At 62.0% G+C, this 26,348-nt stretch carries 24 protein-coding genes; 9 read left to right on the top strand and 15 right to left on the bottom strand.

The genetic code is table 11. The features are described 5' to 3' along the window. Position 1: 1 nt before the first annotated feature. Positions 2-1,237, bottom strand: coding sequence for a 3-methyl-2-oxobutanoate dehydrogenase (2-methylpropanoyl-transferring) subunit alpha (locus HX818_RS27380; RefSeq protein WP_003212857.1), 1,236 nt, complete (start codon positions 1,235-1,237; stop codon positions 2-4). 195 nt (positions 1,238-1,432) lie between these two features. On the opposite strand from HX818_RS27380, the gene bkdR reads away from it, so the two are divergent. Beyond that, positions 1,433-1,918 (top strand): Bkd operon transcriptional regulator BkdR, encoded by a 486-nt coding sequence (gene bkdR, locus HX818_RS27375; RefSeq protein WP_003212855.1) that lies wholly within the window; start codon positions 1,433-1,435, stop codon positions 1,916-1,918. A gap of 122 nt (positions 1,919-2,040) precedes the next feature. Here bkdR and HX818_RS27370 read toward each other — a convergent pair whose 3' ends face one another. After that, complete coding sequence (locus tag HX818_RS27370) at positions 2,041-2,904, bottom strand: MBL fold metallo-hydrolase (RefSeq protein ID WP_003207791.1); 864 nt, start codon at positions 2,902-2,904, stop codon at positions 2,041-2,043. 179 nt (positions 2,905-3,083) lie between these two features. Here HX818_RS27370 and HX818_RS27365 point away from each other — a divergent pair, with 179 nt between their 5' ends. Both HX818_RS27365 and HX818_RS27360 read left to right on the top strand, forming a co-directional pair. Continuing rightward, positions 3,084-4,328, top strand: a complete 1,245-nt coding sequence (locus tag HX818_RS27365) for an FAD/NAD(P)-binding oxidoreductase (RefSeq protein WP_102606166.1) — start codon at positions 3,084-3,086, stop codon at positions 4,326-4,328. Between the two features lie 9 nt (positions 4,329-4,337). Then, positions 4,338-5,153, top strand: a complete 816-nt coding sequence (locus HX818_RS27360; protein ID WP_003207794.1) for a sulfite exporter TauE/SafE family protein — start codon at positions 4,338-4,340, stop codon at positions 5,151-5,153. Between the two features lie 30 nt (positions 5,154-5,183). On the opposite strand, the gene HX818_RS27355 is transcribed toward HX818_RS27360, so the two are convergent. Continuing rightward, a complete protein-coding gene (locus HX818_RS27355; protein ID WP_063028558.1) occupies positions 5,184-5,849 on the bottom strand; it encodes a response regulator transcription factor in 666 nt (221 codons plus the stop codon). A 237-nt stretch (positions 5,850-6,086) separates the two neighbouring features. On the opposite strand from HX818_RS27355, the gene ercA reads away from it, so the two are divergent. From ercA to HX818_RS27330, 5 genes are all read left to right on the top strand, one after another. After that, a complete protein-coding gene (gene ercA / locus HX818_RS27350; RefSeq protein WP_003207798.1) occupies positions 6,087-7,250 on the top strand; it encodes an alcohol dehydrogenase-like regulatory protein ErcA in 1,164 nt (387 codons plus the stop codon). Beyond that, positions 7,234-8,604 carry a hybrid sensor histidine kinase/response regulator gene (locus tag HX818_RS27345; RefSeq protein ID WP_003207799.1) on the top strand — a complete coding sequence of 457 codons (1,371 nt, stop codon included), beginning with the start codon at positions 7,234-7,236 and terminating at the stop codon, positions 8,602-8,604. Before ercA ends, HX818_RS27345 begins: the two co-directional genes overlap by 17 nt. Before the next feature lie 79 nt (positions 8,605-8,683). After that, entirely contained in the window at positions 8,684-10,162 is a 1,479-nt protein-coding gene (locus HX818_RS27340) for a DASS family sodium-coupled anion symporter (protein ID WP_134327016.1), read from the top strand. A 646-nt stretch (positions 10,163-10,808) separates the two neighbouring features. Beyond that, entirely contained in the window at positions 10,809-12,467 is a 1,659-nt protein-coding gene (locus tag HX818_RS27335; RefSeq protein WP_003207803.1) for an MFS transporter, read from the top strand. Beyond that, positions 12,464-13,609: an HlyD family secretion protein gene (locus tag HX818_RS27330; protein ID WP_003207807.1), complete on the top strand. Its 1,146-nt coding sequence runs from the start codon at positions 12,464-12,466 to the stop codon at positions 13,607-13,609. Before HX818_RS27335 ends, HX818_RS27330 begins: the two co-directional genes overlap by 4 nt. 123 nt (positions 13,610-13,732) lie before the next feature. Here the strand turns inward: HX818_RS27330 and HX818_RS27325 are convergent, their stop codons facing one another. The 10 genes from HX818_RS27325 to HX818_RS27280 all read right to left on the bottom strand — a co-directional run bounded on the left by HX818_RS27325 (position 13,733) and on the right by HX818_RS27280 (position 22,795). After that, positions 13,733-14,593, bottom strand: coding sequence for an aldose 1-epimerase (locus HX818_RS27325; protein WP_177021066.1), 861 nt, complete (start codon positions 14,591-14,593; stop codon positions 13,733-13,735). 194 nt (positions 14,594-14,787) lie between these two features. Beyond that, a complete protein-coding gene (locus HX818_RS27320) occupies positions 14,788-16,068 on the bottom strand; it encodes a TRAP transporter large permease (RefSeq protein ID WP_003207810.1) in 1,281 nt (426 codons plus the stop codon). Further along, positions 16,069-16,596, bottom strand: coding sequence for a TRAP transporter small permease (locus HX818_RS27315; protein ID WP_003207813.1), 528 nt, complete (start codon positions 16,594-16,596; stop codon positions 16,069-16,071). Positions 16,597-16,663: 67 nt separating this feature from the next. Next, on the bottom strand, positions 16,664-17,635 hold the full coding sequence (locus HX818_RS27310) for a TRAP transporter substrate-binding protein (RefSeq protein WP_003207815.1): 972 nt from the start codon (positions 17,633-17,635) through the stop codon (positions 16,664-16,666). A 51-nt stretch (positions 17,636-17,686) separates the two neighbouring features. Continuing rightward, a complete protein-coding gene (locus HX818_RS27305; RefSeq protein WP_177021065.1) occupies positions 17,687-18,562 on the bottom strand; it encodes an SMP-30/gluconolactonase/LRE family protein in 876 nt (291 codons plus the stop codon). A 30-nt stretch (positions 18,563-18,592) separates the two neighbouring features. Beyond that, entirely contained in the window at positions 18,593-19,414 is an 822-nt protein-coding gene (locus HX818_RS27300; protein WP_003207819.1) for an NAD(P)-dependent oxidoreductase, read from the bottom strand. 270 nt (positions 19,415-19,684) lie between these two features. Next, positions 19,685-20,953 (bottom strand): OprD family porin, encoded by a 1,269-nt coding sequence (locus HX818_RS27295; RefSeq protein WP_177021064.1) that lies wholly within the window; start codon positions 20,951-20,953, stop codon positions 19,685-19,687. 148 nt (positions 20,954-21,101) lie between these two features. Then, positions 21,102-21,959, bottom strand: a complete 858-nt coding sequence (gene copD / locus HX818_RS27290; protein ID WP_003207822.1) for a copper homeostasis membrane protein CopD — start codon at positions 21,957-21,959, stop codon at positions 21,102-21,104. A gap of 3 nt (positions 21,960-21,962) precedes the next feature. Continuing rightward, positions 21,963-22,328 (bottom strand): copper homeostasis periplasmic binding protein CopC, encoded by a 366-nt coding sequence (copC, locus tag HX818_RS27285; protein ID WP_003207825.1) that lies wholly within the window; start codon positions 22,326-22,328, stop codon positions 21,963-21,965. A gap of 23 nt (positions 22,329-22,351) precedes the next feature. Next, positions 22,352-22,795: a GNAT family N-acetyltransferase gene (locus tag HX818_RS27280; protein WP_003207827.1), complete on the bottom strand. Its 444-nt coding sequence runs from the start codon at positions 22,793-22,795 to the stop codon at positions 22,352-22,354. Positions 22,796-22,939: 144 nt separating this feature from the next. On the opposite strand from HX818_RS27280, the gene HX818_RS27275 reads away from it, so the two are divergent. Next, complete coding sequence (locus HX818_RS27275) at positions 22,940-23,560, top strand: TetR/AcrR family transcriptional regulator (RefSeq protein WP_003207828.1); 621 nt, start codon at positions 22,940-22,942, stop codon at positions 23,558-23,560. Positions 23,561-23,678: 118 nt separating this feature from the next. On the opposite strand, the gene preA is transcribed toward HX818_RS27275, so the two are convergent. After that, positions 23,679-24,953: an NAD-dependent dihydropyrimidine dehydrogenase subunit PreA gene (gene preA, locus HX818_RS27270; protein ID WP_177021063.1), complete on the bottom strand. Its 1,275-nt coding sequence runs from the start codon at positions 24,951-24,953 to the stop codon at positions 23,679-23,681. Further along, the gene (locus HX818_RS27265) at positions 24,953-26,320 is read right to left on the bottom strand and encodes an NAD(P)-dependent oxidoreductase (protein WP_177021062.1); all 1,368 of its coding nucleotides are present in this window, start codon (positions 26,318-26,320) and stop codon (positions 24,953-24,955) included. Before HX818_RS27265 ends, preA begins: the two co-directional genes overlap by 1 nt. Positions 26,321-26,348: the final 28 nt, after the last annotated feature.

Raw genomic sequence — 26,348 nt, 5'->3', positions numbered from 1 at the left:
GTCAGATCCCCAACTCTTGACGCTGGCGCTTCAAGTGCTCCGGCATCTCTTTATAAACGTCTTCGAACATGGTCGCGGCGCTTGGAATCTGGCCACCGGCCAGGGTGCCGTACTGTTCGGCTTCTTTCTGGGCCTTGAGCACTTCGGCTTCAAGTTCGGCACTGACCGCCGCGTGTTCCTCTTCGGACCACTGACCAATCTTGATCAGGTGCTGCTTGAGGCGGGCGATCGGGTCGCCCAGCGGGAAGTGGCTCCAGTCGTCGGCGGGACGGTATTTGGACGGGTCATCGGAAGTGGAGTGCGGGCCGGCACGGTAGGTCACCCATTCGATCAGGGTCGGCCCCAGGTTGCGGCGGGCACGTTCGGCGGCCCAGGCGGAGGCGGCGTACACCGCGACAAAGTCGTTGCCGTCCACCCGCAGGGAGGCGATGCCGCAACCCACGCCGCGTCCGGCAAAGGTCGTGGCTTCACCGCCGGCAATGGCCTGGAAGGTGGAGATCGCCCACTGGTTGTTCACTACGTTAAGAATCACGGGTGCCCGGTACACGTGGGCGAAGGTGAGGGCGGTGTGGAAGTCGGACTCAGCGGTGGCGCCGTCGCCGATCCAGGCCGAGGCAATCTTGGTATCCCCCTTGATGGCCGAGGCCATGCCCCAGCCCACGCCTTGTACGAACTGGGTGGCGAGGTTGCCGGAAATCGTGAAGAAGCCGGCATCTTTTACCGAGTACATGATCGGCAACTGGCGGCCCTTGAGCGGGTCGCGCTCGTTGGACAGCAGTTGGCAGATCAGGTCTACCAGCGGCACTTCCCGGGCCATCAGGATGCTTTGCTGGCGGTAGGTGGGGAAGCACATGTCGTCGATGTTCAAGGCCAGGGCCTGGGCGCTGCCGATGGCTTCTTCGCCGAGGCTCTGCATGTAGAACGACATCTTCTTCTGACGCTGGGCGACCACCATGCGGTTGTCGAAGATCCGCGTCTTTAGCATGGCGCGCATGCCCTTGCGCAGAATCTCGACTGGCACGCCTTCAGCCCATGGGCCGAGGGCCTGGCCCTGATCGTCGAGCACGCGAATCAGGCCCTTGGCCAGGTCGGCGGTGTCGGCGGGTTCTACGTCGATTGGGGGTTTGCGCACCAGGCCAGCGTCAGTCAGGCGCAGGTAGGTAAAGTCGGTCTTGCAGCCTGGGCGGCCCGAGGGTTCGGGAACGTGCAGGCGCAGTGGTTCGTACTGCTGAGTCATGGCTTTCTACGCTCTATCTTGTGAATTTCTTGTAGTGGGCGCGGTAGCTGACAGTCCTTCTTCGGGTAGAAGAAATCTTGTCCTACAACAATCATAGGCTCGGCTCAGGAGAATATTTATCTCTGTTTCGTTGCGTTGGAGATCATTTGGGGATAAAAAAACTGCATAAACATAATAAACAGGTGGTTTTGTCTCATGCGCAAACTGGACCGTATCGATATCGGCATTCTGAACGCCCTTCAGGAGAACGCCCGCATCACCAACGCCGACCTGGCCCGCTCGGTCAACCTGTCGCCCACGCCGTGTTTCAACCGGGTCAAGGCCATGGAAGAACTGGGGCTGATTCGCGACCAGGTGACGCTGCTGGACGCCGACCTGCTGGGGCTGCACGTCAATGTGTTCATCCACGTCAGCCTGGAAAAGCAGAACGAATTGGCATTGCAGCAATTCGAAGGGGCGATTTCGGATCGCCCCGAAGTGATGGAGTGCTACCTGATGGCCGGCGACCCCGATTATCTGATTCGGGTGCTGGTGCCCACCATCCAGTCCCTGGAGCGTTTCATGATGGACTTCCTGACCAAAGTCCCGGGTGTCGCCAACATCCGCTCCAGCTTTGCCCTCAAGCAAGTGCGCTACAAGACCGCACTGCCGCTACCGGCTAACGGCATCAACCTCGGCTAACGAACGACACAAAACAAATGTGGGAGCGGGCTTGCTCGCGAATGGGGAGTGTCAGTCACCGAAAATATAGACTGATACACCGCATTCGCGAGCAAGCCCGCTCCCACATTTTGTAGTGCATTTCAAAGCTGGTTGAGGGGAATCTTCAAATAAACCACCCCATTTCCTTCCGCCGGCGGCATCACCCCGGCCCGCACATTCACCTGAATCGCCGGCAACAACAGCGTCGGCATGCCCAACCCGGCATCCCGCGTGGTGCGCATCTCGACAAACGCCGCCTCATCCACCCCGTCATGCACATGAATATTCCCCGCCCGCTGTTCAGCCACCGTGGTCAGGCACTTGGCTGCGCGTCCTTCGGGCGGATAGTCATGGCACACATAAAGGCGGGTTTCAGGCGCGAAGGCCAACAACTTGCGCATCGACCCATACAGCTGGCGCGCATCCCCACCAGGGAAATCGCAGCGCGCCGTGCCCACGTCCGGCATGAACAGCGTGTCGCCCACCAGAATCAACTGGTCATCAATCAGGTAAGCCATATCCGCCGGCGTATGCCCCGGCACATGCAGCGCCTGGGCCTTCAGGTTGCCGATGTGAAACACCTCATCCGGCGCAAACAGATGGTCGAACTGCGACCCATCCACCCGAAACTCCGGCTCCAGGTTGAACAGGTTCTTGAACACTCCCTGCACCTTGCTGATGGACTGGCCAATCGCGATCTTGCCCCCCAGCTGGCGACGCAAATAAGGCGCAGCCGACAGATGATCCGCATGGGCGTGGGTTTCCAGCAACCACTGCACCTGCAAGCCATGCTCGCGCACAAACGCGATCACCTTGTCCGCCTGGCCGGTGCCGGTGCGTCCGGAGGCCGGGTCGTAGTTGAGCACCGAATCAACGATGGCGCATGGGCCACCGTCCGTTTCATAGACGACGTAGGTGTAGGTCGACGACGCCTCGTCCAGAAAGGATTGAATCAACGCTGACATGACGGGTTTCCCAGATAGCTAATGGCGACTTACATTCAGTTAGGTTTCCACATAACCTTGTGAGCTTAAGTGAATTAAAGGACCCGAGGCAAAGGATGGCATCGTGGTGGCAAACAGCTAGGGCGTGGTGCCATACGGCAACGACCCTTGCGTGCATTAACTGAAAAAGGCCATAGACCATGAACGACCAACACTGGGGACCTACCATCAGTGGCGATATCGTTGTCATCGGTGGCGGCTCGGCAGGCATCGGCCTGCTGGCCAGCCTGCTCAAGCGCGACCCGCACCTGAACATCATCCTGATCGAGCCCAGCGACCACCACTACTACCAGCCGGCCTGGACCCTGGTGGGCGGTGGGGCTTATGACGTTACCAGGACCGTGCGCCCCATGGCCGACGTGCTGCCCAACGGCGTCACCTGGATCCAGGCCGCGGTCAGCGAATTACTGCCCGACGAGCAAACCCTGGTGCTCGACAGCGGCCAGCGCGTCAGCTGGAAGAACCTCATCGTGTGCCCGGGCCTGCGCCTGGCCTGGGAGAAGATCGAAGGCCTGCAAGAGACCCTCGGCCGGCATGGCGTAACGTCCAACTACAGCTATGAGCACGCCGCCTACACCTGGCAGCTGGTGCGGCAACTCAAAAATGGCAAGGCGCTGTTCACCCAGCCGGCCATGCCGATCAAATGTGCCGGCGCTCCGCAAAAAGCCATGTACCTGTCGTGCGATCACTGGCTCCGCCAGGGTGACCTGAAAAACATCAAGGTCGAATTCAACCTGGCTGGTGCCGCCTTGTTCGGCGTGCCGACCTTCGTGCCGCCGCTGATGAAGTACGTTGAAAAGTACTCGGCGCAACTGGCATTCAACTCCAACCTGGTCAAGGTCGACGGCCCCGCGCGCAAGGCCTGGTTCGAAATCAAGGACGCCGAAGGCAATGTGCGCGTCGAAGAGAAAACCTTCGACCTGCTGCACGTCGTCCCGCCACAGGTCTCGCCGGACTTCATTCGCCACAGCCCCCTGGCCGATGCCGCCGGCTGGTGCGAAGTGAATCCCCAGAGCCTGCAACACCTGCGCTACCCGCACATCTTCGGCCTGGGCGATGTGTGTTCCACCACCAACGCCAAGACCGCCGCGGCGGTGCGCAAGCAAATCGTGGTGGTGGCGGAAAACCTGCTGGCCCTGCGCAGACAGGCACCGTTGCCCCTCAAGTACGACGGCTATGGCTCCTGCCCGCTGACCGTGGAGAAGGGCAAGGTGGTGCTGGCCGAGTTCGGCTATGGCGGCAAGTTGCTGCCGACCTTTCCCCTCGACCCGACTGTGGCGCGGCGTTCGGCGTGGTTCCTCAAGGCGAGTTTCCTGCCGTGGTTCTACTGGAACGGCATGCTCAAGGGCCGCGAGTGGCTGACCCGTCTGGCCAAGGTGGATTGAGGCAACCCTATGCTGCTGGCAAGTTTTCTGGGCGTGTTGATGGGGTTGGTCATGGGCTTGACCGGTGCCGGAGGCGGCATTCTTGGTGTCCCGGCCCTGGTATTGGGGCTGGGGTTGACCATGACCCAGGCCGCGCCCGTGTCGTTGTTCGCGGTGGGCGCGGCCGCTGCCGTGGGGGCTGTCGACGGTTTGCGCCATGGCCTGGTGCGCTACCGTGCGGCGCTGCTGATTGCGCTGCTCGGCGCGCTGTTTTCGCCGCTGGGAGTGTTCTTCGCCCACCAGATGTCGGAGAAAGTCCTGATGGGTCTGTTCAGTGCGCTGATGGTGCTGGTGGCCTGGCGCATGCTGCAACGGGAGAAGCTTGAGGCCGGGCCGAGCGACCACGGCACCGCGTCGTGGGGCCAGAAGAACTGCATGCTCGACCAGCAGACCGGGCGCTTTTCCTGGACCGCCAAATGCACCGCCACCCTGGCCGCCCTCGGCGCAGTGACCGGTGCGGTGTCGGGCTTGCTCGGCGTGGGCGGCGGCTTCCTGATCGTACCGGCCTTCAAGCAACTGACCGATGTGCAGATGCGCGGCATCGTCGCCACCTCGCTGATGGTGATCAGCCTGATCTCGTTGATCGGTGTGATCGGCGCGTTTCATGCCGGGGTCAGTATCGAGCCGATGGGCTGGGTGTTTATCGGTTCGAGCATTGTCGGCATGTTGGCGGGGCGGCGTCTGTGCTCGGTGATCAAGGCGCGCACCTTGCAGGTGGGTTTTGCCACCCTGTGTGTGCTGGTGGCGGCGGGCATGCTGTTTCGGGCCCTCATTCAGGTGCCTTGAAATGCGGTCAGCATCCCGCCCCTACGGGTATCAGCGCCGCAGGTAGGCACCAAAGTCGATGTCCCCGGCGCTGAGAATCGCCTGCACCCGATTGTGCACGTTCAACTTGCGCAGGATCGCCGAGACATGGGCCTTCACCGTGGTCTCGGCAATCTCCAGGCTATAGGCGATTTGCTTGTTCGAGTCACCCTTGGTCATCCGCTCCAGCACCAGCAATTGCTTGCGGGTCAGGGCCTGCAGCAGCTCCGGCGCAAGCCCCAGGCAATCATTCATGCGCCGTTGCCCGCCGATTTTCTGGCTGCGAATAATCTCCGGCGGCAAATACACATTGCCGTTGAGAATCTGTTGGATTGCCTCGGTCATCTGCAGCCTGGGCGAGGACTTGGTGATAAACCCCACCGCGCCATAGGTGATGGCTTGCAGCACGACCTGCTTGTCCTGCTCGGCAGACACGATCACCACCGGAATCGTCGGCGACTCGTTGCGCAGGTTGATCAGGCCATTGAGGCCGTGCATGCCCGGCATGTTCAGGTCCAGCAGGATCAGATCCAGGTCGTCGTGCTCCTGGCTCAGGGCCAGGGCGCTGTCCAGGTCGCCGGTTTCCATCACTTCGCTGCCCGGGAACCCGTCGCTGATGACGTTGTGGATCGCCTCGCGAAACAGTGGGTGATCGTCGGCTATCAGAATTTTGTACATGGACGTTCGCCTTATTATTTTTGCTTATTCAAGCAGGTCCGATCCATAGGGTCATGCGCCCATTACATGCCAGTCTCGATGCCTTGGGAATGCGACGATAGAGAGGGGAATCAGTACCAAAGTAGTAGATCGTGCCGTACGTCGCGGTTTCAGCGCCCCCCATTGGTCTGATTGCAATCAGTGTCGGATGGGTTAGTGTGGAGCGCATCTTCCAGAATAATAAAAACAGGCTTACCAATGAGCCCGAACCTGAGTCTCCTGCGTAAATTCGTTTCCCCTGAAATCATCTTTGGCGCCGGCTGCCGGCACAACGTAGGCAACTACGCCAAGACCTTTGGCGCGCGCAAGGTGTTGGTGGTGAGTGATCCCGGCGTGGTTGCTGTCGGCTGGGTGGCCGATGTCGAGGCCAGCCTGCAAGCGATCGGCATCGACTACTGCCTGTACACCGCCGTTTCGCCCAACCCCCGGGTTGAAGAGGTGATGCTCGGCGCCGAGGTCTACCGTGAAAACCATTGCGACGTGATCGTCGCCGTCGGTGGCGGCAGCCCGATGGACTGCGGCAAGGCCATCGGCATCGTGGTCGCCCATGGCTGCAGCATCCTCGACTTCGAAGGTGTCGACACCATCCGCGTGCCGAGCCCGCCGCTGATCCTGATCCCGACTACCGCGGGCTCCTCGGCGGATGTCTCGCAGTTCGTGATCATTTCCAACCAGCAGGAGCGCATGAAGTTCTCCATCGTCAGCAAGGCGGTGGTGCCCGATGTTTCACTGATCGACCCGGAAACCACGGCGAGCATGGACCCGTTTCTCTCGGCCTGTACCGGCATCGATGCGCTGGTGCATGCCATCGAAGCCTTCGTGTCCACCGGCCACGGCCCGCTGACCGATCCCCACGCGCTGGAAGCCATGCGCCTGATCAATGGCAACCTGGTGCAGATGATCGCCAACCCCGGCGACATCGCCCTTCGGGAGAAAATCATGCTGGGCAGCATGCAGGCCGGGCTGGCGTTTTCCAACGCGATCCTCGGCGCGGTGCATGCCATGTCCCACAGCCTTGGCGGCTTTCTCGACCTGCCCCATGGCTTGTGCAACGCGGTGCTGGTGGAACATGTGGTGGCGTTCAACTACAGTGCGGCACCGGAGCGTTTCAAGGTGATTGCCGAGACCTTCGGCATTGATTGCCGGGGCCTCAACCACCGGCAAATCTGCGGCCGGCTGGTGGACCATTTGATCGCGTTGAAGCATGCGATCGGCTTCCATGAAACCCTCGGCCTGCATGGGATTCGAGTGGCGGACATTCCCTTTCTGTCGCAGCACGCCATGCACGACCCGTGCATCCTTACCAACCCGCGTGAGTCCAGCCAGCGTGACGTCGAGGTCGTCTATGGCGAAGCTCTCTGACGATCAGCAACGGGCACTCGCGGGGCTCCTGGGGCTGGGCAACCACTCGGCGCGCAAGAGTCATTACCCCGAACTGACCGCGCGCCTCGACGAGCTGGAAGCCGAGCGCAATCGCTACATCCGCCTCAACGACGAATTGGAACAGCGGGTCGCGGCGCGTACCGACGAGTTGCTGGAAGCCAACCGCAACCTGCAACAGCAAATCGCCCAGCGCGAGAAGATCGAGCAGGACCTGCGCGATGCCCGGGATGCCGCCCAGGCCGCCAACCGCAGCAAGGACAAATACCTTGCCGCCGCCAGTCATGACCTGCTGCAACCCCTCAACGCCGCACGCTTGCTGATTTCCACCCTGCGCGAGCGCAACTTGCCCAGCGTCGAACACGTGTTGGTGGAGCGCACCCATCAGGCCCTGGAAGGCGCCGAGGATTTGCTCACCGACTTGCTGGACATTTCCCGACTCGATCAAGCGGCGGTCAAGCCGGACATCGCCCTGTACCGTCTCGACGAACTGTTCGCACCGCTGGTCTCGGAATTCCAGTCGGTGGCCGCGGCGTCCGGGCTGAACCTGCGGGCGCGTACAGGCCATTACGCAATCAACACCGACCTGCGGCTGGTGACGCGGATCCTGCGCAATTTCCTCAGCAACGCCTGCCGCTACACGAGCGCGGGCTCCATCCTGCTGGGCGCCCGCCGCCGGGGTGAGCGGTTGCGCCTGGAGGTGTGGGACACCGGGCGCGGAATTGCGGCGGACCGCCTGGACGCCATCTTCCTGGAGTTCAATCAACTGGACGTGGGCCGCGCCGCCGACCGCAAGGGCGTGGGACTGGGGTTGGCGATTGTCGAGCGTATCGCCGAGGTCCTCGGTTATCCGGTGGCGGTGCGTTCGTGGCCGGGGCGCGGTTCGATGTTCAGCATCGAAGTCCCCATCAGCGAGGACATGCCGCTGCCCATCAGTGTGGTGGCCGCGCAACCGAGCACCGGCAACCCGTTGCCGGGGAGGCGGCTGCTGGTGCTGGACAACGAAGTCGGCATCCTCGACAGCATGAGCGCGCTGCTTGGGCAGTGGGGCTGCGAAGTGGTCACTGCGACCGATCAGGCCGGCGCACTGGTTGCGTTGCAGGGCCGGGCACCGGAGCTGATTCTCGCGGACTATCACCTGGACCATGGCGTGGTGGGCTGTGAGGTCGTGCACCAGTTGCGCGAGCATTTTGGCTGCAGGATTCCGGCAGTGATTATCACCGCCGACCGCACCGACCAATGCCGCCGTGCATTGCAGCGCCTGGACGTGCCATTGCTGAACAAGCCGGTCAAGCCCGGCAAGTTGCGAGCGGTGTTGACCCAGTTATTGGCCTAGCCACTTGATACCCGTCAACACCGGGCGTGACGCTTTGCCTCATGCTGTGGGCCAGATTTCACGGCCGACGGAGAACCCCATGAGTGCCCCCGCAACAACAGCTGCTTCATTCAAGTTGCCCCTGGGCCTGGTGGTCGGCGTACTGGTGATGGTCGGCGTGCTGCTGTTGCCGCTGCCGGCCGACTTGCCGGTGGCCGGGCACCGGATGCTGGCGATCCTCGCGTTTGCGGTGGTGGTATGGATCACCGAAGCGGTCTCCTACGAGGCCAGCGCGATCATGATCACCTCGTTGATGGCGTTTTTGCTCGGCACTGCGCCGTCGCTGCAAGACCCGACGCACCTGATCGGTTCCAGCCCGGCCATCAGCATGGCGTTGACGGGGTTTTCCAACCCGGCGCTGGCGCTGGTGGCCGGCGCGTTGTTTATCGCCGCAGCCATGACCCATACCGGGCTGGACCGGCGCATCGCGTTGGTCACCCTGACCCGGGTGGGTACCAGCACCCGGGGCATTCTCGTCGGGGCAGTTGCCGTGACCATCCTCTTGAGCCTGGTGGTGCCCAGCGCCACGGCCCGCAGTGCGTGTGTGGTGCCGATCATGATGGGGGTGATTGCCGCGTTTGGCGTGGACAAGCGTTCGAATATTGCGGCCGGGATCATGATCGTCGTGGCCCAGGGTACGAGCATCTGGAACGTCGGTATCCAGACGGCGGCGGCGCAGAACCTGCTGACGGTTGGCTTCATGGACAAGATGCTGGGGCAGCGGGTGTCGTGGATCGACTGGTTGATCGCCGGGGCGCCGTGGGCGCTGATCATGTCGGCGGTGTTGTTGTTTTTGGTGTTGAAGCTGCTGCCGCCGGAGAGTGACAGCATTCCCGGAGGCAAGGAGGCGGTGGCGCAATCGCTGGTGGACATCGGGCCGATGACGGGGCCGCAGAAGCGCTTGCTGACGGTGTCGGTGTTGCTGTTGTTGGCCTGGGCCACGGAAGGGCGGTTGCACAGCTTTGATACGACCTCGACGACGTATGCCGGGCTGGTGTTCTTGCTGATGCCGGGGATTGGGGTGATGACCTGGAAGGATGTGCAGTCGCGGATTCCGTGGGGCACGGTGATTGTGTTTGGGGTTGGCATCAGCCTGGGTACGGCGTTGCTGACCACCCAGGCGGGGCAGTGGCTGGGGTCGCAGGTGGTGGCGCATACCGGGTTGGACCAGGTGGGGCCGCTGGGGGTGTTTGCGATTCTGGGGGCGTTTTTGATCGTGATTCATTTGGGGTTTGCCAGTGCCACGGCGTTGACCTCGGCGTTGTTGCCGATTTTGATTGCGGTGTTGCAGACGTTGCCCGGGGAGTTCAGTCGGCTGGGGATGACGATGTTGCTGGGGTTTGTGATGAGCTACGGGTTTATCCTGCCCATCAATGCGCCGCAGAATATGGTGTGTTTGGGGACCGGCACGTTTACCGCGCGGCAGTTTGCCAAGGTCGGGATTTTGGTGACGTTGATTGGGTATGGGTTGATGTTGGTGTTTGCGGCTACGTATTGGAGTTGGTTGGGGTGGATTTGAGGTGGGGGGCATATCCGTTATTTCGGTAACGGCCGCTTATGGTTCCGCTCTTACAGCGGCCCGCTTCGCACTGCCTGCGTTCGGCCTCGGGCTCATTGGGGCAGTCAGATCAAGGTCAAAAGCAAAAGCACAGCGGCCTACCGGCCGGCTTGAGTGTTAAAAACAGAGGCAAGATCCAGAGCGAAAGCAGAGCTGCTTTTCTGTGGGAGCGGGCTTGCTCGCGAAGAACCTGAGAGCGCCGCGTTCATTCAGGATGCCCGCGTCATCGTTAACGACCTTCGCGAGCAAGCCCGCTCCCACATTTGACCGTGCCCGCTTTAGCTGTTGATTTACAACACTCAAGCCGGCCGGTAGNNTGCTTTTGATCTTGATCTTAGGGCCCCGTTAACCACGCTGGCCGGAGTGCGGGCAAACCGAGCATTAGCGAGGTGCCGAGTGGTGGGGCAAGAGCGTTTTGCTTACTTTTGCGCTGTTAAGAAGTGAGCCGCTGTAAGAGCGGAACCATAAGCAGCCGTTACCGCAGCAACGGATATGCACCCCAACCGCCCAAATCCCTCCCAAGATGGCAAGTTGAACTCCACTCAGGTTTACTACTCCCTGAGTAACCGTTCCACCGGCCCCAAACGCCGGTCATCAAGGCCACCGAATGGACAAATACACCCCCCACACCTGGCAGCCCCACGAGCGCCCGAGCCTGCCGGGCTCGCCGTCGACGCCGCTGCATTCCACCCGCAAGCGCTGGGCCTACGCCCTCGTCGGCGTACTCGTGGCAATCACCGGTGGCCTCGGCAACTCGCTGGTGATCGCCAACCTTGTGTACCTCCAGGGCGCCCTGGGCGCGACGACGGCCGAGATGGCCTGGCTCCCCGCCGCCTACGTCATGACCAACGTCTCCATGAACCTGCTGCTGGTAAAATTCCGCCAGCAATTCGGCCTGCGTGCGTTCACCGAAGTGTTCCTGGTGCTCTACGCCCTGGTCACCTTCGGCCACCTGTTCGTCAACGACCTCAGCTCGGCCATCGCCGTACGCGCGGCCCACGGCATGGTCGGCGCCGCCCTCAGTTCCCTGGGCCTTTACTACATGATCCAGGCCTTTCCCGCAAAGTGGCGGATGAAAGCCCTGGTGCTCGGCCTGGGCACCGCGCAATTGGCGTTGCCCCTGGCCCGACTGTTCTCCGAAGACCTGCTGCAAATCGCCGAATGGCGCGGCCTGTACCTGTTCGAACTGGGCATGGCGCTGACCTGCCTGGGCTGTGTGTTCCTGCTCAAGCTGCCACCGGGCGACCGCTTCAAGACCTTCGAAAAACTCGACTTCCTGACCTTCGCCATCCTCGCCACCGGCGTCGCCTTGCTCTGCGCGGTGCTGTCCCTGGGCCGTATCGACTGGTGGCTGGAGGCCCCGTGGATTGGTATCGCCTCGGCCTGTTCACTGGTGCTGATCATGGCCGGCCTGGCCATCGAGCATAACCGCTCCAACCCGTTGCTGATGACCCGCTGGCTGGGCAGCGGGGCGATGATTCGCCTGGCGCTGGCGGTGGTGCTGATTCGCATGGTGCTCTCGGAGCAGTCCACCGGTGCCGTGGGCTTCATGCAGATGCTGAACATGAGCAACGAGCAGATGCGCACGCTGTATTGGGTGATGCTGGCGGGGGCGATTGCCGGCCTGGCCGTGAGCGCGCTGACCATCAACCCCGCGCATTTGCTGATGCCGCTGATCATCTCCCTGGCCTTCATGGCAGTGGGCTCGGTGATGGACAGTTTCTCCAGCAACCTCACGCGTCCGCAAAACATGTACATCAGCCAGTTCCTGCTAGGCTTTGGCGGCACGTTCTTCCTCGGGCCGACCATGGTCCTGGGCACGAAGAACGTACTGACCAACCCCAGGAACCTGGTGAGTTTCTCGGTGCTGTTCGGGATCTGCCAGAACCTCGGCGGCCTGATCGGTGCGGCATTGCTCGGTACGTTCCAGATCGTGCGGGAGAAATTCCATTCCAGCATGATCGTCGAACACCTGACCCTGCTCGACCCGCGTGTGGCCGCACGGGTGGCCAGCGGCGGCTCGGCCTATGGCGGGGTGATCGCCGACCCCGAGCTGCGCAACCTCATGGGCATTCGCAGCCTGGCCACGGCCGCCACCCGCGAGGCGAATGTGATGGCCTACAACGATGTGTTCATGCTGATCGCGATCATCGCCATACTCACCATGATCTGGATCTTTATCCGCAGCCTCTGGCTGATGAGTACCACTAAAGCTGCCGCCAGTGCAGCGCCTCCCGTTCAACCCAGCGGCGCACTTTCTTCATGACCGAACCGACCACGACCACCACCAACGCCATCGCTTCCACGCCGGAAGGCACCGCGCCGCCGAGCATGCCGGCCACCGAACCGCGCTCCTTGCGGGTGCGCATCATCTCTTCCATGGGCTTTGCCGCGATTGCGATTATCGGCGTGCTGATCGTGCTCTACGCCTGGCAGTTGCCGCCCTTCAGCAGCGCCGTGGAAACCACCGAAAACGCCCTGGTGCGCGGCCAGGTGACGATCATCGGGCCGCAGCTCAGCGGTTACGTGTATGAAGTGCCGGTGACGGACTTCCAGTACGTCAAGGCCGGGGATTTGCTGGTGCGCCTCGATGACCGTATCTACAAGCAGCGCCTTGATCAGGCCCAGGCGCAACTGGCGGTGCAGCAGGCGTCCCTGGCCAATGTGGTGCAGCAACGCAACAGCGCCGAGGCGACCATCAAGCTGCGCCAGGCGGCCTTGATGGACAGCCAGGCCCAGGCCCGCAAAAGCACCGCGGATTTGCGCCGCAATGAGGAGTTGATCAGCGATGGGTCGGTGTCCAAACGCGAGCTGGACGTGACCCGCGCCGCCAATGCGCAAACCATCGCGGCCGTGGCCCAGGCCCAGGCCAACCTGGAAATCGCCCGGCAGGATTTGCAGACAGTGATCGTCAATCGCGGTTCGCTGGAGGCGGCGGTGGCCAGTGCCGATGCGGCAGTGGAGCTGGCGCGTATCGACCTGTCGAACACCCGGATCATCGCCCCGCGTGACGGGCAACTGGGCCAGATTGGCGTGCGCCTCGGGGCCTACGTCAACAGCGGCGCGCAGTTGATGGCGCTGGTGCCGAACCAGCTGTGGGTGATCGCCAACATGAAAGAAACCCAGATGGACAACGTGCAGGTTGGCCAGCCGGTGACCTTTACCGTGGATGCCCTGGACCACCGCAAGTTTCACGGCACGGTGCAGCGCATTTCCCCGGCGACCGGGTCGGAGTTCAGCCTGTTGCAGGCGGACAATGCTACCGGCAACTTCGTCAAGATCGCCCAGCGGGTGCCGGTGCGGATTACCGTGGATCCGGGGCAGGAGCAGAGTGAACGGCTGCGACCGGGGTTATCGGTGGTGGTGAGTATCGACACGGCGGGGCGCCTGAAAAACACCCCTCCCTAAGACACAATGGAGATCAAAAATGTGGGAGCGGGCTTGCTCGCGAATGCGGAGTGTCAGTCGCAGATGTGTTGACTGATCCACCGCATTCGCGAGCAAGCCCGCTCCCACATGGGTTTTGTGTTGTTAGAGGGTTTTGTATTGCAGGCTGAAACTGAGTTCTGCCGACTGGCCTTGTTCCAACAGCTTCAATCCCGGCCTACCCGGCAGGTGATGGGCATTCACCGGATGACTCACCGGCTCGAAGCAGAAAAAATCCAGCCCCGGCGGGCAATACAGCAGGTAATAGTCGCTGCCGGTGGCCTGGCATTCCAGGGTGTAACCCAGGTCTGGCTGCTGGATGACGCAGCGCCCGTCCCACTGGCAAAAACCGTTGTCCACCAGTGTCTCGGGCAACGATTCTGGGTGTTGAAAATCCCACTCGGCGGGCACGGCAGCCAGGCCTGTCGGCAATTTCGCCGCATCACTCATCCATACCTGCGAAGCCTTTGCCTGCAATTGCGTGCCCGGCCTGCGGGGCAGATACGGATGCAATCCCAGCCCAAGCCACGTCGCCGTTTCCGCCAGGTGCGTGACGCGCAAGGTGATGCTCAACTTGCCGCCCTTCAACTGAACCCGTTGCTCGGCGCGATACGCAAAGGGTGTGCTGCTGTCCAGTTGCAACACCACTTCGTCTGACGTCTGGCTGACCACCTGCCACACCTGTTGCCAGGCACTGCCATGAATTGGCAGCGGGTCCAGCGGGCTGTTGGGCTCAAGTCCCAACCACCCTGATGGGTTATCAAAGCCACCTTCGGCAACCCGGTTCGACCAGGGCGCCAGCGGGAAGCACGCAAGCTTCCCCGGCAGGCCGCTGGCCAGCGACTGTTGATCGGTGTGGCGTAGCAAGGGCTGGCCGCTGCTGCGTACTGTCCAGTTGACGATACTCCCGCCCAACGCTGGCGCCAGCGTCAGGTGGGTCAGGTTGTCTTCGAGTTCAAGCATCATGAGTGTCAGCAGACCTATTGAATGATGAATGCTTGTGTGGCGAGGGAGCTTGCTCCCGATGGGCTGCGGAGCGGCCCCAAAAAAGCGGGAGCGCTTCGCACTCCAGCGGGAGCAAGCTCCCTCGCCACAGAAAGCTCCCTTGCCACAGCAGCTCCCTCTCCACAATAGCTCCCTCGCTACACGCAGTGTGGGGCTTATAACACCAACCCCGGCAACCACAACGACAACGCCGGAATGTAGGTCACGGCCATCAGCACCAAAAACAGCACGCCATAAAACGGCAGCAACGCCTTCACGGTCTTCTCGATGCTGACTTTGCCCACCGCCGCCCCCACAAACAACACCGCACCCACCGGCGGGGTGATCAGGCCGATCCCCAGGTTCACCAGCATGATCATGCCGAAGTGCACCGGGTCGACGCCAATCCCCAGGATCACCGGCAGCAAAATCGGCGTGAGGATCAAAATCAGCGGCGCCATGTCCATCACCGTACCCAGCAACAGCAGCATGGCGTTGATGCACATCAGGATCACGTAGCGGTTGTCCGACAGGGTCAGGAACATCGTGGTGATCTTCGCCGGGATCTGCATCAGGGTCATGATGTAGCCGAAGCTGGCGGCGAACGCGATCAGGATCATCACGATGGAGATCGTGCGCACCGTGCGGTGCATCAGCTTGGGCAGCTCGCTCCATTTGTAGTCGCGGTAGATGAACATGGTCACGAAGAACGCCCACAACACCGCAATCGCCGCCGACTCGGTGGCGGTGAAGATGCCCGACAGAATCCCGCCAAGAATGATCACCATGGCCATCAGGCCCCACAATGCGTCGGCGCAGATTTTCAGTGCCTGTTTCAGGGGGATCACTTCGCCTTTGGGGTAGTTGCGCTTTTTCGCGAAGATCAGGCACAGCACCATCAGGCAGGCGCTCATCAGCAGGCCCGGGACCACGCCGGCCATGAACAGCGAGGCGATGGACACGGTGCCGCCCGCCGCCAGGGAGTAGAGCACCGAGTTGTGGCTCGGAGGCGTCAGCAAGGCTTGTACCGAGCCGCTCACGGTGACGGCGGTGGCGAATTCACGGGGATAGCCCTGGCGTTCCATTTCCGGAATCAGCACCGAACCGACAGACGCCGTATCGGCCACCGACGAGCCGGAGATCGCGCCAAAAAACGTCGAGGCCATGATGTTCACCAGGGACAGGCCGCCGCGCACAAAGCCCACCAGCACCCCGGCAAACGCCACCAGCCGGCGCGACATGCCGCCCTCGGCCATGATCGCCCCGGCCAGCACGAAGAACGGAATCGCCATCAGCGAAAACTTGTTCACCCCGCCGGCCACCTGAATCATCAGGGCCTGGAACGGAATGTCGATCCACCACGCGCCGATCAGCGCAGAAAGCCCCAGGGCGTAGGCCACCGGCATGCCAATCAGGATCAGGGCGATAAAGCTGCCCAACAGAATCAATGCGTCCATTCAGGCAGCCCCTTCACTTTCTTCAACCAGGTCGAAGCGCACGACCCGACGGTTGCTCTGGTCACCCAGCAGGAGTTTTTCCAGCACAAAAACCAGGGTCAGCAAGCCACCGATCGGGATCGGCATATAGGTGATGCCCACCCGCAAGGTCGGCATGGCGCTCATGAACTGGTTCCAGGTCGACAGGCACAATTTGCTGCCCCAAATCGTCATGAACAGGCAGATGGTTGCCATCAGCAATTGCGAGACGATGCCGACGATTCGGCGTTGGCCGGGCGGCAGGCGGTCGGTGACCATGGCCACCGACATGTGCGCCCCGGCGCGGTAGCTGGCGGCGGCGCCGACAAAGGTGAACACCAGCATCAGCAGGATGGCGGTGGGCTCCGGCCAGCTGGAGCCGGTGCCGAGCACGTAGCGGGCGAAGATGCCCCAGGGAATGATCAGCGCGACGCCGAGAACGGCGAGGCCGGCGATCCAGATGCAGCTCATGTAAATGCGGTCGTTGATGCGCAGCAGTAAATTCTTCATGGCGTTCACCGTAACCGGGCGCGTCGGTACCGACCGCGCCGGGCCTTATCTATGAGAGGAAAAAGGGTTACTCGACGGCTTCGATGCGCTTGATCAGGTCGGCGTAAGGCGCGCCGTACTTGTCGCGAATCGAAGCGGTGGCCTCATAGAACGGTTTTTTGTCGATGTCGATGAACTCGACGCCAGCAGCCTTGAGCTTGGCTTCACTGCTGGCAGACTTGGCGTCCCACAGCTCGCGCTCCTGGATCTGCGCGGCCTTGGCGGTGTTCTTCACCAGCACCTGTTGCTCGGGGGTGAGCTTGTTCCAGGTGATTTTCGACATCACGATGGGCTCGGGCAGGATCAGGTGGCCGGTCAGGCTGTAGAACTTGGCGTTCTGGTAGTGGTTGTGTTCCAGCAGGGTGGGCGGGTTGTTTTCCGCGCCGTCAATCACGCCGGTCTGCAGGGCGCTGAAGATCTCGCCGGTGTCCATGGCAATGCCGTTGCCGCCCATGGCGTTGATGGTTTCGATGAAGATCGGGTTGCCCTGCACGCGGATCTTCATGCCCTTGAGGTCTTCGATCTTGCGCACCGGTTTCTTGGTGTAGAGGTTGCGCGTGCCGCCGTCCATCCAGGCGAGCGCCACCAGGTTGAATTCGGAGTCGGTGATCTTGGCGAGGATTTCATCGCCGATCTCGCCGTCGATGACCTTGCGCATATGCACCTGGTCGCGGAACACGAACGGCATGTTGAACACGTTCACGTCCGGCACCACCGGGCCGACGATGCCGAGGCTGACCCGGGCCATCTGGATCGCGCCGACCTGGGCCTGTTCCACCACTTCCTTTTCCGAGCCCAGCACGCCGCCGGGGAACATCTTGAAGGTCAGGCCGCCGTTGCTTTCGGCCACCAGGGTTTTACCCAGCTGTTCTTCGGCGACGACGGTGGGGTAGCCGGCGGGGTGGATGTCGGCGAATTTGATTTCCAGCGCGTGGGCGGCACCGGCGAAGACGAAGGTGAAGGGGAGTGCGGCGAGGAGCAAAGTGCGTTTGAAGTCCATGGGGTGTCTCTCCAGTCTTGTTATTGTTTTATTCAAGGCACAGCGATGCAGCTAGAGGATGAAGGTCGGCTCCGGCAATCCGGTGACCCCGGGGTTGAGGGCAAACACGCCGCCGGCCAGCGACTGGGCACTGTGGTCGTCGCGGATCGAGGTGACGAACAGGGTGTCCAGGCGGTTGCCACCGAAGGCGCACATGGTGGGTTTTTTCACCGGCACGGCCAGTGAGCGGTCGAGACGGCCGTCGGGGGTAAAGCGGTGGATCAGCCCGGCATCGTTGGCGCAGATCCAGTAGCAACCTTCGGCATCCACGGCGGCTCCGTCGGGGCGGCCGAGGAACTGGTGCATATCCACAAACAGCCGCCGATTGGACGGCGTGCCGCTGTCGATGTCGTAGTCGAAGGCCCAGACCTGCTGGACCAACGGGTGCGAATCCGAGAGGTACATCGTGCGCCCGTCCGGGCTGAAGGCCAGGCCGTTGGGGGTGATGAAACCGTTGAGTGCGGTGTGAACCGCCCGGCCTGTTTCGTAGCGGTACAGTGCACCGTCGGCCGCATTCTCGGCCATGTTCAGCACCATGCTGCCGGCCCAGAACCGGCCCTGGCGATCACAGCGGCCATCGTTCAGGCGCATGTCCGGGCGGGCGTGCTCGACGCTGGCCAGGGGCGCAGTGTCGAGCCTGCCATCGTTGTGGGGCGTCAGCCGGAAAAACCCGGTTTGCATGCCCGCAACCCAATCGCCCGCCGAGGTGCGGGCGATGCAGGCGAGCATCTGCGGAGCTTTCCAGGCCTGCGCCTGGCCGCTGGTGGCGTTCCAGCGTTGCAGTTCGCCTGTGGGAATATCCACCCAGTACAGGGCGTTTTCCCCGGGTACCCACACCGGGCATTCACCCACGGCGTTGCGGGCGTCGACAATCAGTTCTGCTTGCATGGCCACTCATTCCCTTGGGTTGGTCTGTGGTCAGTCACCGAACGGGCCGGCGGCGCAAAACGCGCCCCCCTGGTACACCCGCGCCGGGTCGTCGGCAGCGGGCATCGGCTGGGCTTCCACCTGTTTGCGGAATACTTCGGAAGAATCCCGCGGGGTGAAGCCCAGGTGCGCGGCGAAGCGGTTGTCCCACCACACATCGAGGTTATCCGACATGCCGTAGACCACGGTATGCCCGACATTCGGTGTGTACAGCGAGCGTTCGAGCAGTTGGGTGAGGTCGTCGAAGCTCAGCCAGGTGTGCATCATCCGGCGGTTCTGGGGTTCCGGGAACGAGGAGCCGATGCGGATGCTCACGGTCTCGATGCCGTAGCGATCGAAGTAGAAACTGGCCATGTCCTCGCCGTAGGATTTGGACAGCCCGTAGTAACTGTCGGGGCGGCGCGGGGAGTGGGCGTCGAGGGCTTCGTCCTGCTTGTAGAAGCCGATCACGTGGTTGGAGCTGGCGAAGATGACGCGCTTGACCCCATGGCGGCGCGCCGCTTCATAGATGTGGAAGATCCCGCAGATGTTCGCGCCCAGCACTTCCTCGAACGAGCGTTCCACCGATACGCCGCCGAAATGCAGGATCGCATCGACGCCTTCCACCAGTTGGTGCACGGCTTGTTTGTCGGAAAGATCGCAAGGCAATACTTCTTCGCTGTCGTCAGCGGCCGGGGCCATGTCGGCGATATCCGACAGGCGCAGTACCTTGGCGTAAGGACGCAGGCGTTCGCGCAAGACTTTGCCCAGGCCACCGGCGGCACCGGTGAGCAGCAAGCGGTTGAACGGGGTAGGGGCGGTTGTGGTGGTCATGGTGATCCCGTTATTGTTGTAGGTTGTCGTATGACTGATCCGAAGTATCCTTAGGGTTTCCTACACTTGTCAACGCACTATTGGTCGAAGTTGATAGAGGCTCATCGCTGTCCTGTGGCGAGGGAGCTTGCTCCCGTTGGAGTGCGAAGCGCTCCCAAGATTTTGGGGCCGCTGCGCAGCCCAGCGGGAGCAAGCTCCCTCGCCACAGCAATCTACCTCCCCACAGCAATCTCCCCCGCCACAAAAGCCTTTCCGGTTGTTTGTAAACCGCTATAACAGCGACAGCGGGTAACTGATGAATATCCGGTTCTCATCAAACTCGTTGGTACTGAAATCCCGGCGCATCGTTGCGTTGCGCCAGCGCACATTCAGGTCCCGCAGTGGACCGCTTTGTACCGTGTAGGCCAGCTCCGACTCACGGCCCCACTCCTTGCCATTGGTGATCGCCCCGGTGTGCACGTTATCGCCACTGATGTAGCGGTTCATCATGGTCAACCCGGGAATGCCCATTACCACGAAGTTGAAGTCGTGCCGCACCTGCCAGGACTTTTCCTTGGCGTTGTCGTAGCTGGCGTTGTAGCTGTCGTTGGCCAGGGTGCCGCCGCTGGTGCCGTTGACCCGCATCCAGGCGCTGTCGCCGGTGAGTTTCTGCAGGCCGATATAGAAGCTGTTGCCTTTGTATTTGGCCGAGAGCAGGGCGAACGCGGTTTTGTTGTCGAGGTCGCCGGCCAGGGCCTTGCCGTCTTCCTTGCCGGTGAAGAACCCGAGGTTGGCGCCCAGGGTCCAGTCGCCCACGGGCTGGCTGTGGGTCAGGTTGAAATACTGTTGCTGGTAGATGTCACTGAGTTCGGCGTACCACACGCCAACCTGGGTGCGCTTGTCGTTGAAGGTGTATTCGCCGCCGCCAAAGTTGAAGCGGTCCGAGGTGAATGCGGCTTTGCCGTTGAGAAACATGTCATCCATGCTCGCGTCGTTGCGCGGGCTGTTGCCGCGAAACTGGCCGCCATACAAGGTCAGGCCGGCGATTTCCCTGGACGTTACCTGGCCGCCGCGGAACGTTTGCGGCAGTGAGCGGCCGTCATCCGAGCGCAGGATCGGCAGTACCGGCATCCATTCGCCGACTTTCAATTCGGTGTTCGACAGCCTGGTTTTCAGCGCCACGCCCAGGCGCCCGAAGTTATCGGCAGGGCGGCCATCGCTGCGGGTCGGCAGCAGTTGGGTGCCGGCGGTACCTTTGCCGCCGTCGAGTTTCTGCGAGTACAGGCCCAGCACGTCCAGGCCGAAACCGACGGTGCCTTGGGTGAAGCCGGACCTGGCATCGAGAATGAAGTTTTGCGTCCACTCCTCGGCCTTGCCCTGGGGGTAGGCGGGGTTGGTGAAGTTGCGGTTGAAGTAGGCGTTGCGCAGGTTGAGCGTGGCGGTGGCGTCATCGATGAAGCCTTCTGCCGAGGCGGTGGCGGGGAGGGTAAAGGCCAGGCTGCTCAAACCGATGGCGGCAAAACGGGTGGTGCCGGAGAACTGGCGGACGTGTTGGCTCACAGTGACGCTCCCTTGTCTTTTTGTTGTTTTTATTTTTTGTTATACGTTGTCGTACAACATTGAGGGCGATATTTGCGAGGTTTCAGGGGGTTGTCAATCGAAAGTTATACGATGACTCCCTGCGTGAAGGGAGTCAGTGGGGAAGGAGTTATCCCGCTGCAACCATGGGCGGCAAGGTGCCAAGCAGCGAGACGGCGGCTACCGCTGAAACACCTAGTAACCATTCAATCATCACGCTGGCCTTCAAGGCAGGCAGCCGCTGCTCACAGTTGTGAATCCGCAGGCGGTTCAGCAGCGCCAGGGCGAGCATGCCGAACACCAGCAGCACCTTGATCAACAGGATCAGGGCGAACCCTGTGAACAAGGGCGTCGGCCAGAACTGCCCGGTGAGCACCCGCACGTTGATCAGGCCGGTCACCAGTAGCCCTGTCACCAGGCCATAACCGATGCCACTGAAGCGCTTGAGGATCGGTTCCAACGGATAGCGGGGCGATTGCCTGAGGATCAACACCAGCAGGAGCAGGCCGCCCAGCCAGGCACCGACACACACCAGGTGCACCACCTGATTGAGGATCAGCAACTGTCCGGCCATGCCATTGAGCATGGCGCCATGGCCCACCGGTGCAAGTGTCGCCAGCAGCAATGCACAGAGCGGCAGGCGCAACGCCTTCCACGGCGTCATCAGGCCCAGCACCAGCAGCACGTTCAGTAGCAAGTGCCAGGTCCAGACCTGGCCGAAGAAGGTTTTGCCCAGCACCAACTGCACGGTCGACCATTCCAGCGCGCCCAGCCCGACACCGGCCATGCTCGCGCTGATCAACAGCAGCCACGCCACCCCCGACACCAATGCCAGCCACGCCAACCCTTGGGTGATGCGCGACAGTTGGCGGTCCAGCACCGGTTGCGGTCCCGCGCCCAGCAGCCAGGGCCTGAACACACAGGCCCCGAACATCAACAGCACGACGATGAAATGCAGGAAACGGCACAGCACCAGCAGGGTGGCCATGGATTATTGGCCGACCTTGAAGCTGTATTCACCGTTGCTCTTGTGGGTATCCACCGAGACCGCGTTCCACACCACTTTGTAGGTGCCGGCGGCCAAGGGTGCGGCCGGTGTCACCACCAATACTTTCTTGTCGGCGTCCGGGGTTTCCAGGCCCTTGATCGCGACTTCGGTGCCGTCCTTGCTCAGGGATACCTTGGTGAAGGTCGCTTCAACGCCTTCGCTGAACGTCAGGCGCAGGTCCTTGGGCGCGGCGACGCTGCTGTCGGCGGCAGGCTCCGAGCTTTTCAGGTGGGCGTGGGCAAACGCGGCCGAGGCGCCCAGCAGGGAAGCGAGCAGGGCAACGGTGGTGAGGGTCTTCTTGATCAACATTGTTCAATACCTTCAGGTGAGAGTCAGTCGTTCGGTAGTGCCATGTGCAACAAGGGGAAGGGCTTGCCTTCGCCATCGACGGGCGAGCGCCCGGTCTGGATAAAACCATAGTGCAGGTAGAAACCCACGGCCTGTGGATTCTGCTCGTTCACGTCGACCCGCAGGGTGTCGTGGCGGGCGCGTACGAAGTCCAGCAACTGGCGACCGATGCCCTGGCCGCGTCGGTTCGGGTCGATAAACAGCATCTCGACATTATTGCCGCCGGTGCCGACGAAGCCGCCAATGCCTTGGGTATCTTCGTACACCCACACTTCAAGTGCGGGCATCGGCAGGTAGCAGTCGCGTACCAGGGGCAGCAGGCGCTGGATGTCGTCTTCGCTGAGAAAGTCATGGGTGGCGCGCACCGAGCGTTCCCACAGTGCACCCAGCACCGGGTCGTCGCACGCGCTTCGCTGTCGAATAGTCATGGGGGATGATCCTTCGAGGGGATGGCGATGCTAACCAATCCGCTATCGACGGGGAAGGTTCTTGTACGAAGTTTCACAGTGGCGTGTCGCCGCGATCTAGAGCGGATGGTAGTCTTGAAGCCATGTTGTTGTCAGGGAGCCCTTATGGGCAATCACAAGATCGGTATTCGTCGGGTCAACGTCGAAAAGATTCTGCTGGCGGCTGAAAAGGTCTTCGCCGAGAAGGGCTATGGCAGCACCGCCATGGCCGACATCGCTGAAGAAGTGCAACTGCCGCGCTCCAACCTGCATTACTACTTCAGTACCAAGAGCGAGCTGTACAGCGCGGTGTTGTTCGACCTGCTCGAGGTGTGGAAGCAGGACGCCTTGTGCTTCGAGATGTTCGACGACCCGCGGGTGGTGCTCAGCAGCTACATCCGCGCCAAGATGCAACATTCCCGCAGCCGGCCTTATGGTTCGAAAGTCTGGGCGAATGAAATCATCCACGGCGCGCCAACCCTGGGGGAGGCGCTGGATGTGAGCCTGTATGACTGGGCCAAGATGAAGGAAGCGAAGATTCGCCAGTGGGTGGAGGACAAGCGGATTTTGCCGGTGGAGCCGTCGAGCCTGCTGTATATGATCTGGGCGTCGACCCAGCACTATGCCGACTTTGACCATCAGGTGAAGATCCTGAATGACCATCAGCCGTTGTCGGACATGCAGTTCGAGCGGGCGGTGCAGACGGTGACGAGTGTGATCCTGCGGGGGATCGGGTTGGAGCCCTAGATCGTTCCCACGCTCCGCGTGGGAATGCCGCCTGGACGCTCTGCGTCCGTTCTTAAGGTCGTGACGCGGAGCGTCAACGGATGCATTCCCACGCGGAGCGTGGGAACGATCATTCAGGCTACACCGCCTCGCGGTGGGGGTTCCTCGGATCCTGCGTCCAGTTCAAAAACGGCTTCCCGGTATCCACCGGCACCATCTCGATACAGTCCGCCACCGGGCAGGTGATCTGGCACAGGTTGCACCCCACGCACTCATCATCGATCACCTCGTATTTATGTGTCCCATCCGCCTGCTTCAAGCTGGCAATCGCCTGGTGCGACGTGTCTTCACAGGCAATATGGCAACGCCCACAGCCAATACATGCCGCCTGGTCAATTTTGGCGATCACCTGGTAATTGATATCCAGGTACTTCCAATCCGTCGTATTGCCCACCGCCCGCCCGGAAAATTCCTGCAGGCTGCTGTAACCCTGGCTGTCCATCCACCGCGACAGCCCGTCCTTCATTTCTTCGACAATCCGAAACCCGTGCAGCATCGCCGCCGTGCACACCTGCACCGCGCCGCAGCCCAGCGCGACGAATTCCGCTGCATCGCGCCAGTTGCCAATCCCGCCAATCCCGCAGATCGGCAAGCCTTGTGTCTGTGGGTCCCGGGCAATCTCCGCCACCATGTTCAGCGCGATGGGTTTCACCGCCGAGCCGCAGTAACCCCCGTGGGTGCTTTGGGTGCCGACCATCGGCAGGGCGACCATGCGCTCCAGGTCGACACTGGTGATGGAGTTGATGGTGTTGATCAGCGACACCGCATCCGCGCCCCCACGATACGCTGCCCGCGCCGCCACGCGTATGTCGGTGATGTTCGGCGTGAGCTTGACGATCACCGGCAGCGAGCAATAGGTCTTGCACCAGCGCGTCACCTGTTCCACATACTCCGGCACCTGGCCCACCGCCGCGCCCATGCCGCGTTCCGGCATGCCGTGGGGGCAGCCGAAGTTCAGCTCGATGCCGTCGCAGCCGGTGGCTTCCACCAGTGGCAGGATGTGCTTCCACGACTCCTCAACACACGGCACCATCAATGACACGATCAGCGCGCGGTCCGGCCAGTCCTTTTTCACTTGGGTGATTTCCCGCAGGTTGATCTCCAGGGAGCGGTCGGTAATCAGCTCGATATTGTTGATGCCGAGCACTTCACGGTTGGCGCCAAAGTGCGCCGAGTAGCGCGATGAGACGTTGACCGCTGCCGGGTCTTCGCCGAGGGTTTTCCAGACCACGCCGCCCCAGCCTGCTTCAAAGGCGCGGACCACGTTGTAGGCCTTGTCGGTAGGCGGCGCGGAGGCCAGCCAGAACGGATTGGGGGCTTTGATACCGGCGAATACAATCGAGAGATCGGCCATTACGCAGCCTCCACATTCAGCATGAGTTGGGCGTGCATGGCTTCAGCGGCCAGCTTGCCGTGTTGCACGGCCTGGACGGTGAGGTCCTGGCCGAGGCTGACGCAATCGCCGCCGGCGTACACGCCGGGGATGCTGGTGCGCAGCTGTTCGTTGACGAAGATCCGATCGCCCTGGCGTTGCAGTTGGTGGGCCAGCGGGTCGTGCAGCGCCTCGTCGTCGAAGCCTTGGCCGATGGCCTTGAAGATCGCGTCGGCGGCCAGTTCGAAGGTCTCGCCGGTGGCTTGCAGGCGGCCATCGACCATGCGGGTGCGGGCGAAGCGCATGCCGCGCACATGGCCCTGGTCGTCGAGCAACACTTCTTCGGGCTGGGCCCAGGTCAGCAGGCGTACCTGGTTGGCCTTGGCGATGTCCTGCTCATGGCCGGTGGCGCCCATTTCAGCCAGGCCACGGCGATACACCAGGTTGACGTCACGGGCACCGAGGCGGGCCATTTGCACCGCCATGTCGATGGCCGTGTTGCCGGCGCCGAGCACGATGCAACGGTCGGCCAGGGGCAGTTGACTGAGGTCGTCGGCCTGGCGCAGTTCACGGATGTAGTCGGTGGCGGCGAGCAGGCCGGGGGCGTCTTCGTGTGGCAGGCCGAGCTGTTTGCTGGCAGCCAGGCCAAGGCCGAGGAACACTGCATCGAACTGCTGGTGCAGTTCGCTCAAGGTCAGGTTGTCGCCCAGGCGCTGGCCGTGACGGATCTCGATGCCGCCAATTTGCAGGAGGAAATCCAGTTCCTTTTGCGCGAAGTCATCCACCAGCTTGTACTTGGCGATCCCGTATTCATTCAGGCCGCCGGCTTTTTCCCGGGCTTCGAAAATCACCACGTCATGGCCGTGCAGGGCGCTGCGATGGGCGCAGGACAAACCCGCAGGCCCGGCGCCGACCACCGCGATGCGCTTGCCGGTGGGCGCGGCGCGCTGGAACGGGTGTTCGCTGAAGTGCGCGTTGTCCACCGCGTAACGCTGCAACAGGCCGATCAGCACCGGGGCGCATTCCTCGGCATTGTTGCGCACGCAGGCTTGCTGGCAGAGGATTTCCGTCGGGCAGACCCGGGCGCAACTGCCGCCGAGGATATTCGCCGAGAGAATCTTCTGTGCGGCGCCCTGGACGTTCTCCGTGTGGATATTGCGGATGAACGACGGGATATCGATCTCGCTGGGGCACGCGTTGACGCACGGCGCGTCGTAGCAGTAGAGGCAGCGCGAGGCTTCCAGTTGGGCTTGCCGGGCATTGAGCGGCGGCGCCAGGTCGGTGAAATGCGCGGCGAGGGTCGCCGCATCTTCATGGGGGTGGGGAAGATGGTTCAGGGTCTGGATCACGGTATTGGCCTCACGGTTTTTGAGGTGC

This window comes from Pseudomonas sp. F9001 (assembly GCF_013385435.1).
Taxonomy (GTDB): domain Bacteria; phylum Pseudomonadota; class Gammaproteobacteria; order Pseudomonadales; family Pseudomonadaceae; genus Aquipseudomonas.
This window is presented reverse-complemented; position numbering and strand designations above follow the sequence as displayed.

Bases quoted from the DNA above. Each gene is read 5' to 3' on its own strand.
- HX818_RS27380 (WP_003212857.1), bottom strand. From the start codon at position 1,237: ATGACTCAGCAGTACGAACCACTGCGCCTGCACGTTCCCGAACCCTCG.
- bkdR (WP_003212855.1), top strand. From the start codon at position 1,433: ATGCGCAAACTGGACCGTATCGATATCGGCATTCTGAACGCCCTTCAG.
- HX818_RS27370 (WP_003207791.1), bottom strand. From the start codon at position 2,904: ATGTCAGCGTTGATTCAATCCTTTCTGGACGAGGCGTCGTCGACCTAC.
- HX818_RS27365 (WP_102606166.1), top strand. From the start codon at position 3,084: ATGAACGACCAACACTGGGGACCTACCATCAGTGGCGATATCGTTGTC.
- HX818_RS27360 (WP_003207794.1), top strand. From the start codon at position 4,338: ATGCTGCTGGCAAGTTTTCTGGGCGTGTTGATGGGGTTGGTCATGGGC.
- HX818_RS27355 (WP_063028558.1), bottom strand. From the start codon at position 5,849: ATGTACAAAATTCTGATAGCCGACGATCACCCACTGTTTCGCGAGGCG.
- ercA (WP_003207798.1), top strand. From the start codon at position 6,087: ATGAGCCCGAACCTGAGTCTCCTGCGTAAATTCGTTTCCCCTGAAATC.
- HX818_RS27345 (WP_003207799.1), top strand. From the start codon at position 7,234: ATGGCGAAGCTCTCTGACGATCAGCAACGGGCACTCGCGGGGCTCCTG.
- HX818_RS27340 (WP_134327016.1), top strand. From the start codon at position 8,684: ATGAGTGCCCCCGCAACAACAGCTGCTTCATTCAAGTTGCCCCTGGGC.
- HX818_RS27335 (WP_003207803.1), top strand. From the start codon at position 10,809: ATGGACAAATACACCCCCCACACCTGGCAGCCCCACGAGCGCCCGAGC.
- HX818_RS27330 (WP_003207807.1), top strand. From the start codon at position 12,464: ATGACCGAACCGACCACGACCACCACCAACGCCATCGCTTCCACGCCG.
- HX818_RS27325 (WP_177021066.1), bottom strand. From the start codon at position 14,593: ATGATGCTTGAACTCGAAGACAACCTGACCCACCTGACGCTGGCGCCA.
- HX818_RS27320 (WP_003207810.1), bottom strand. From the start codon at position 16,068: ATGGACGCATTGATTCTGTTGGGCAGCTTTATCGCCCTGATCCTGATT.
- HX818_RS27315 (WP_003207813.1), bottom strand. From the start codon at position 16,596: ATGAAGAATTTACTGCTGCGCATCAACGACCGCATTTACATGAGCTGC.
- HX818_RS27310 (WP_003207815.1), bottom strand. From the start codon at position 17,635: ATGGACTTCAAACGCACTTTGCTCCTCGCCGCACTCCCCTTCACCTTC.
- HX818_RS27305 (WP_177021065.1), bottom strand. From the start codon at position 18,562: ATGCAAGCAGAACTGATTGTCGACGCCCGCAACGCCGTGGGTGAATGC.
- HX818_RS27300 (WP_003207819.1), bottom strand. From the start codon at position 19,414: ATGACCACCACAACCGCCCCTACCCCGTTCAACCGCTTGCTGCTCACC.
- copD (WP_003207822.1), bottom strand. From the start codon at position 21,959: ATGGCCACCCTGCTGGTGCTGTGCCGTTTCCTGCATTTCATCGTCGTG.
- copC (WP_003207825.1), bottom strand. From the start codon at position 22,328: ATGTTGATCAAGAAGACCCTCACCACCGTTGCCCTGCTCGCTTCCCTG.
- HX818_RS27280 (WP_003207827.1), bottom strand. From the start codon at position 22,795: ATGACTATTCGACAGCGAAGCGCGTGCGACGACCCGGTGCTGGGTGCA.
- HX818_RS27275 (WP_003207828.1), top strand. From the start codon at position 22,940: ATGGGCAATCACAAGATCGGTATTCGTCGGGTCAACGTCGAAAAGATT.
- preA (WP_177021063.1), bottom strand. From the start codon at position 24,953: ATGGCCGATCTCTCGATTGTATTCGCCGGTATCAAAGCCCCCAATCCG.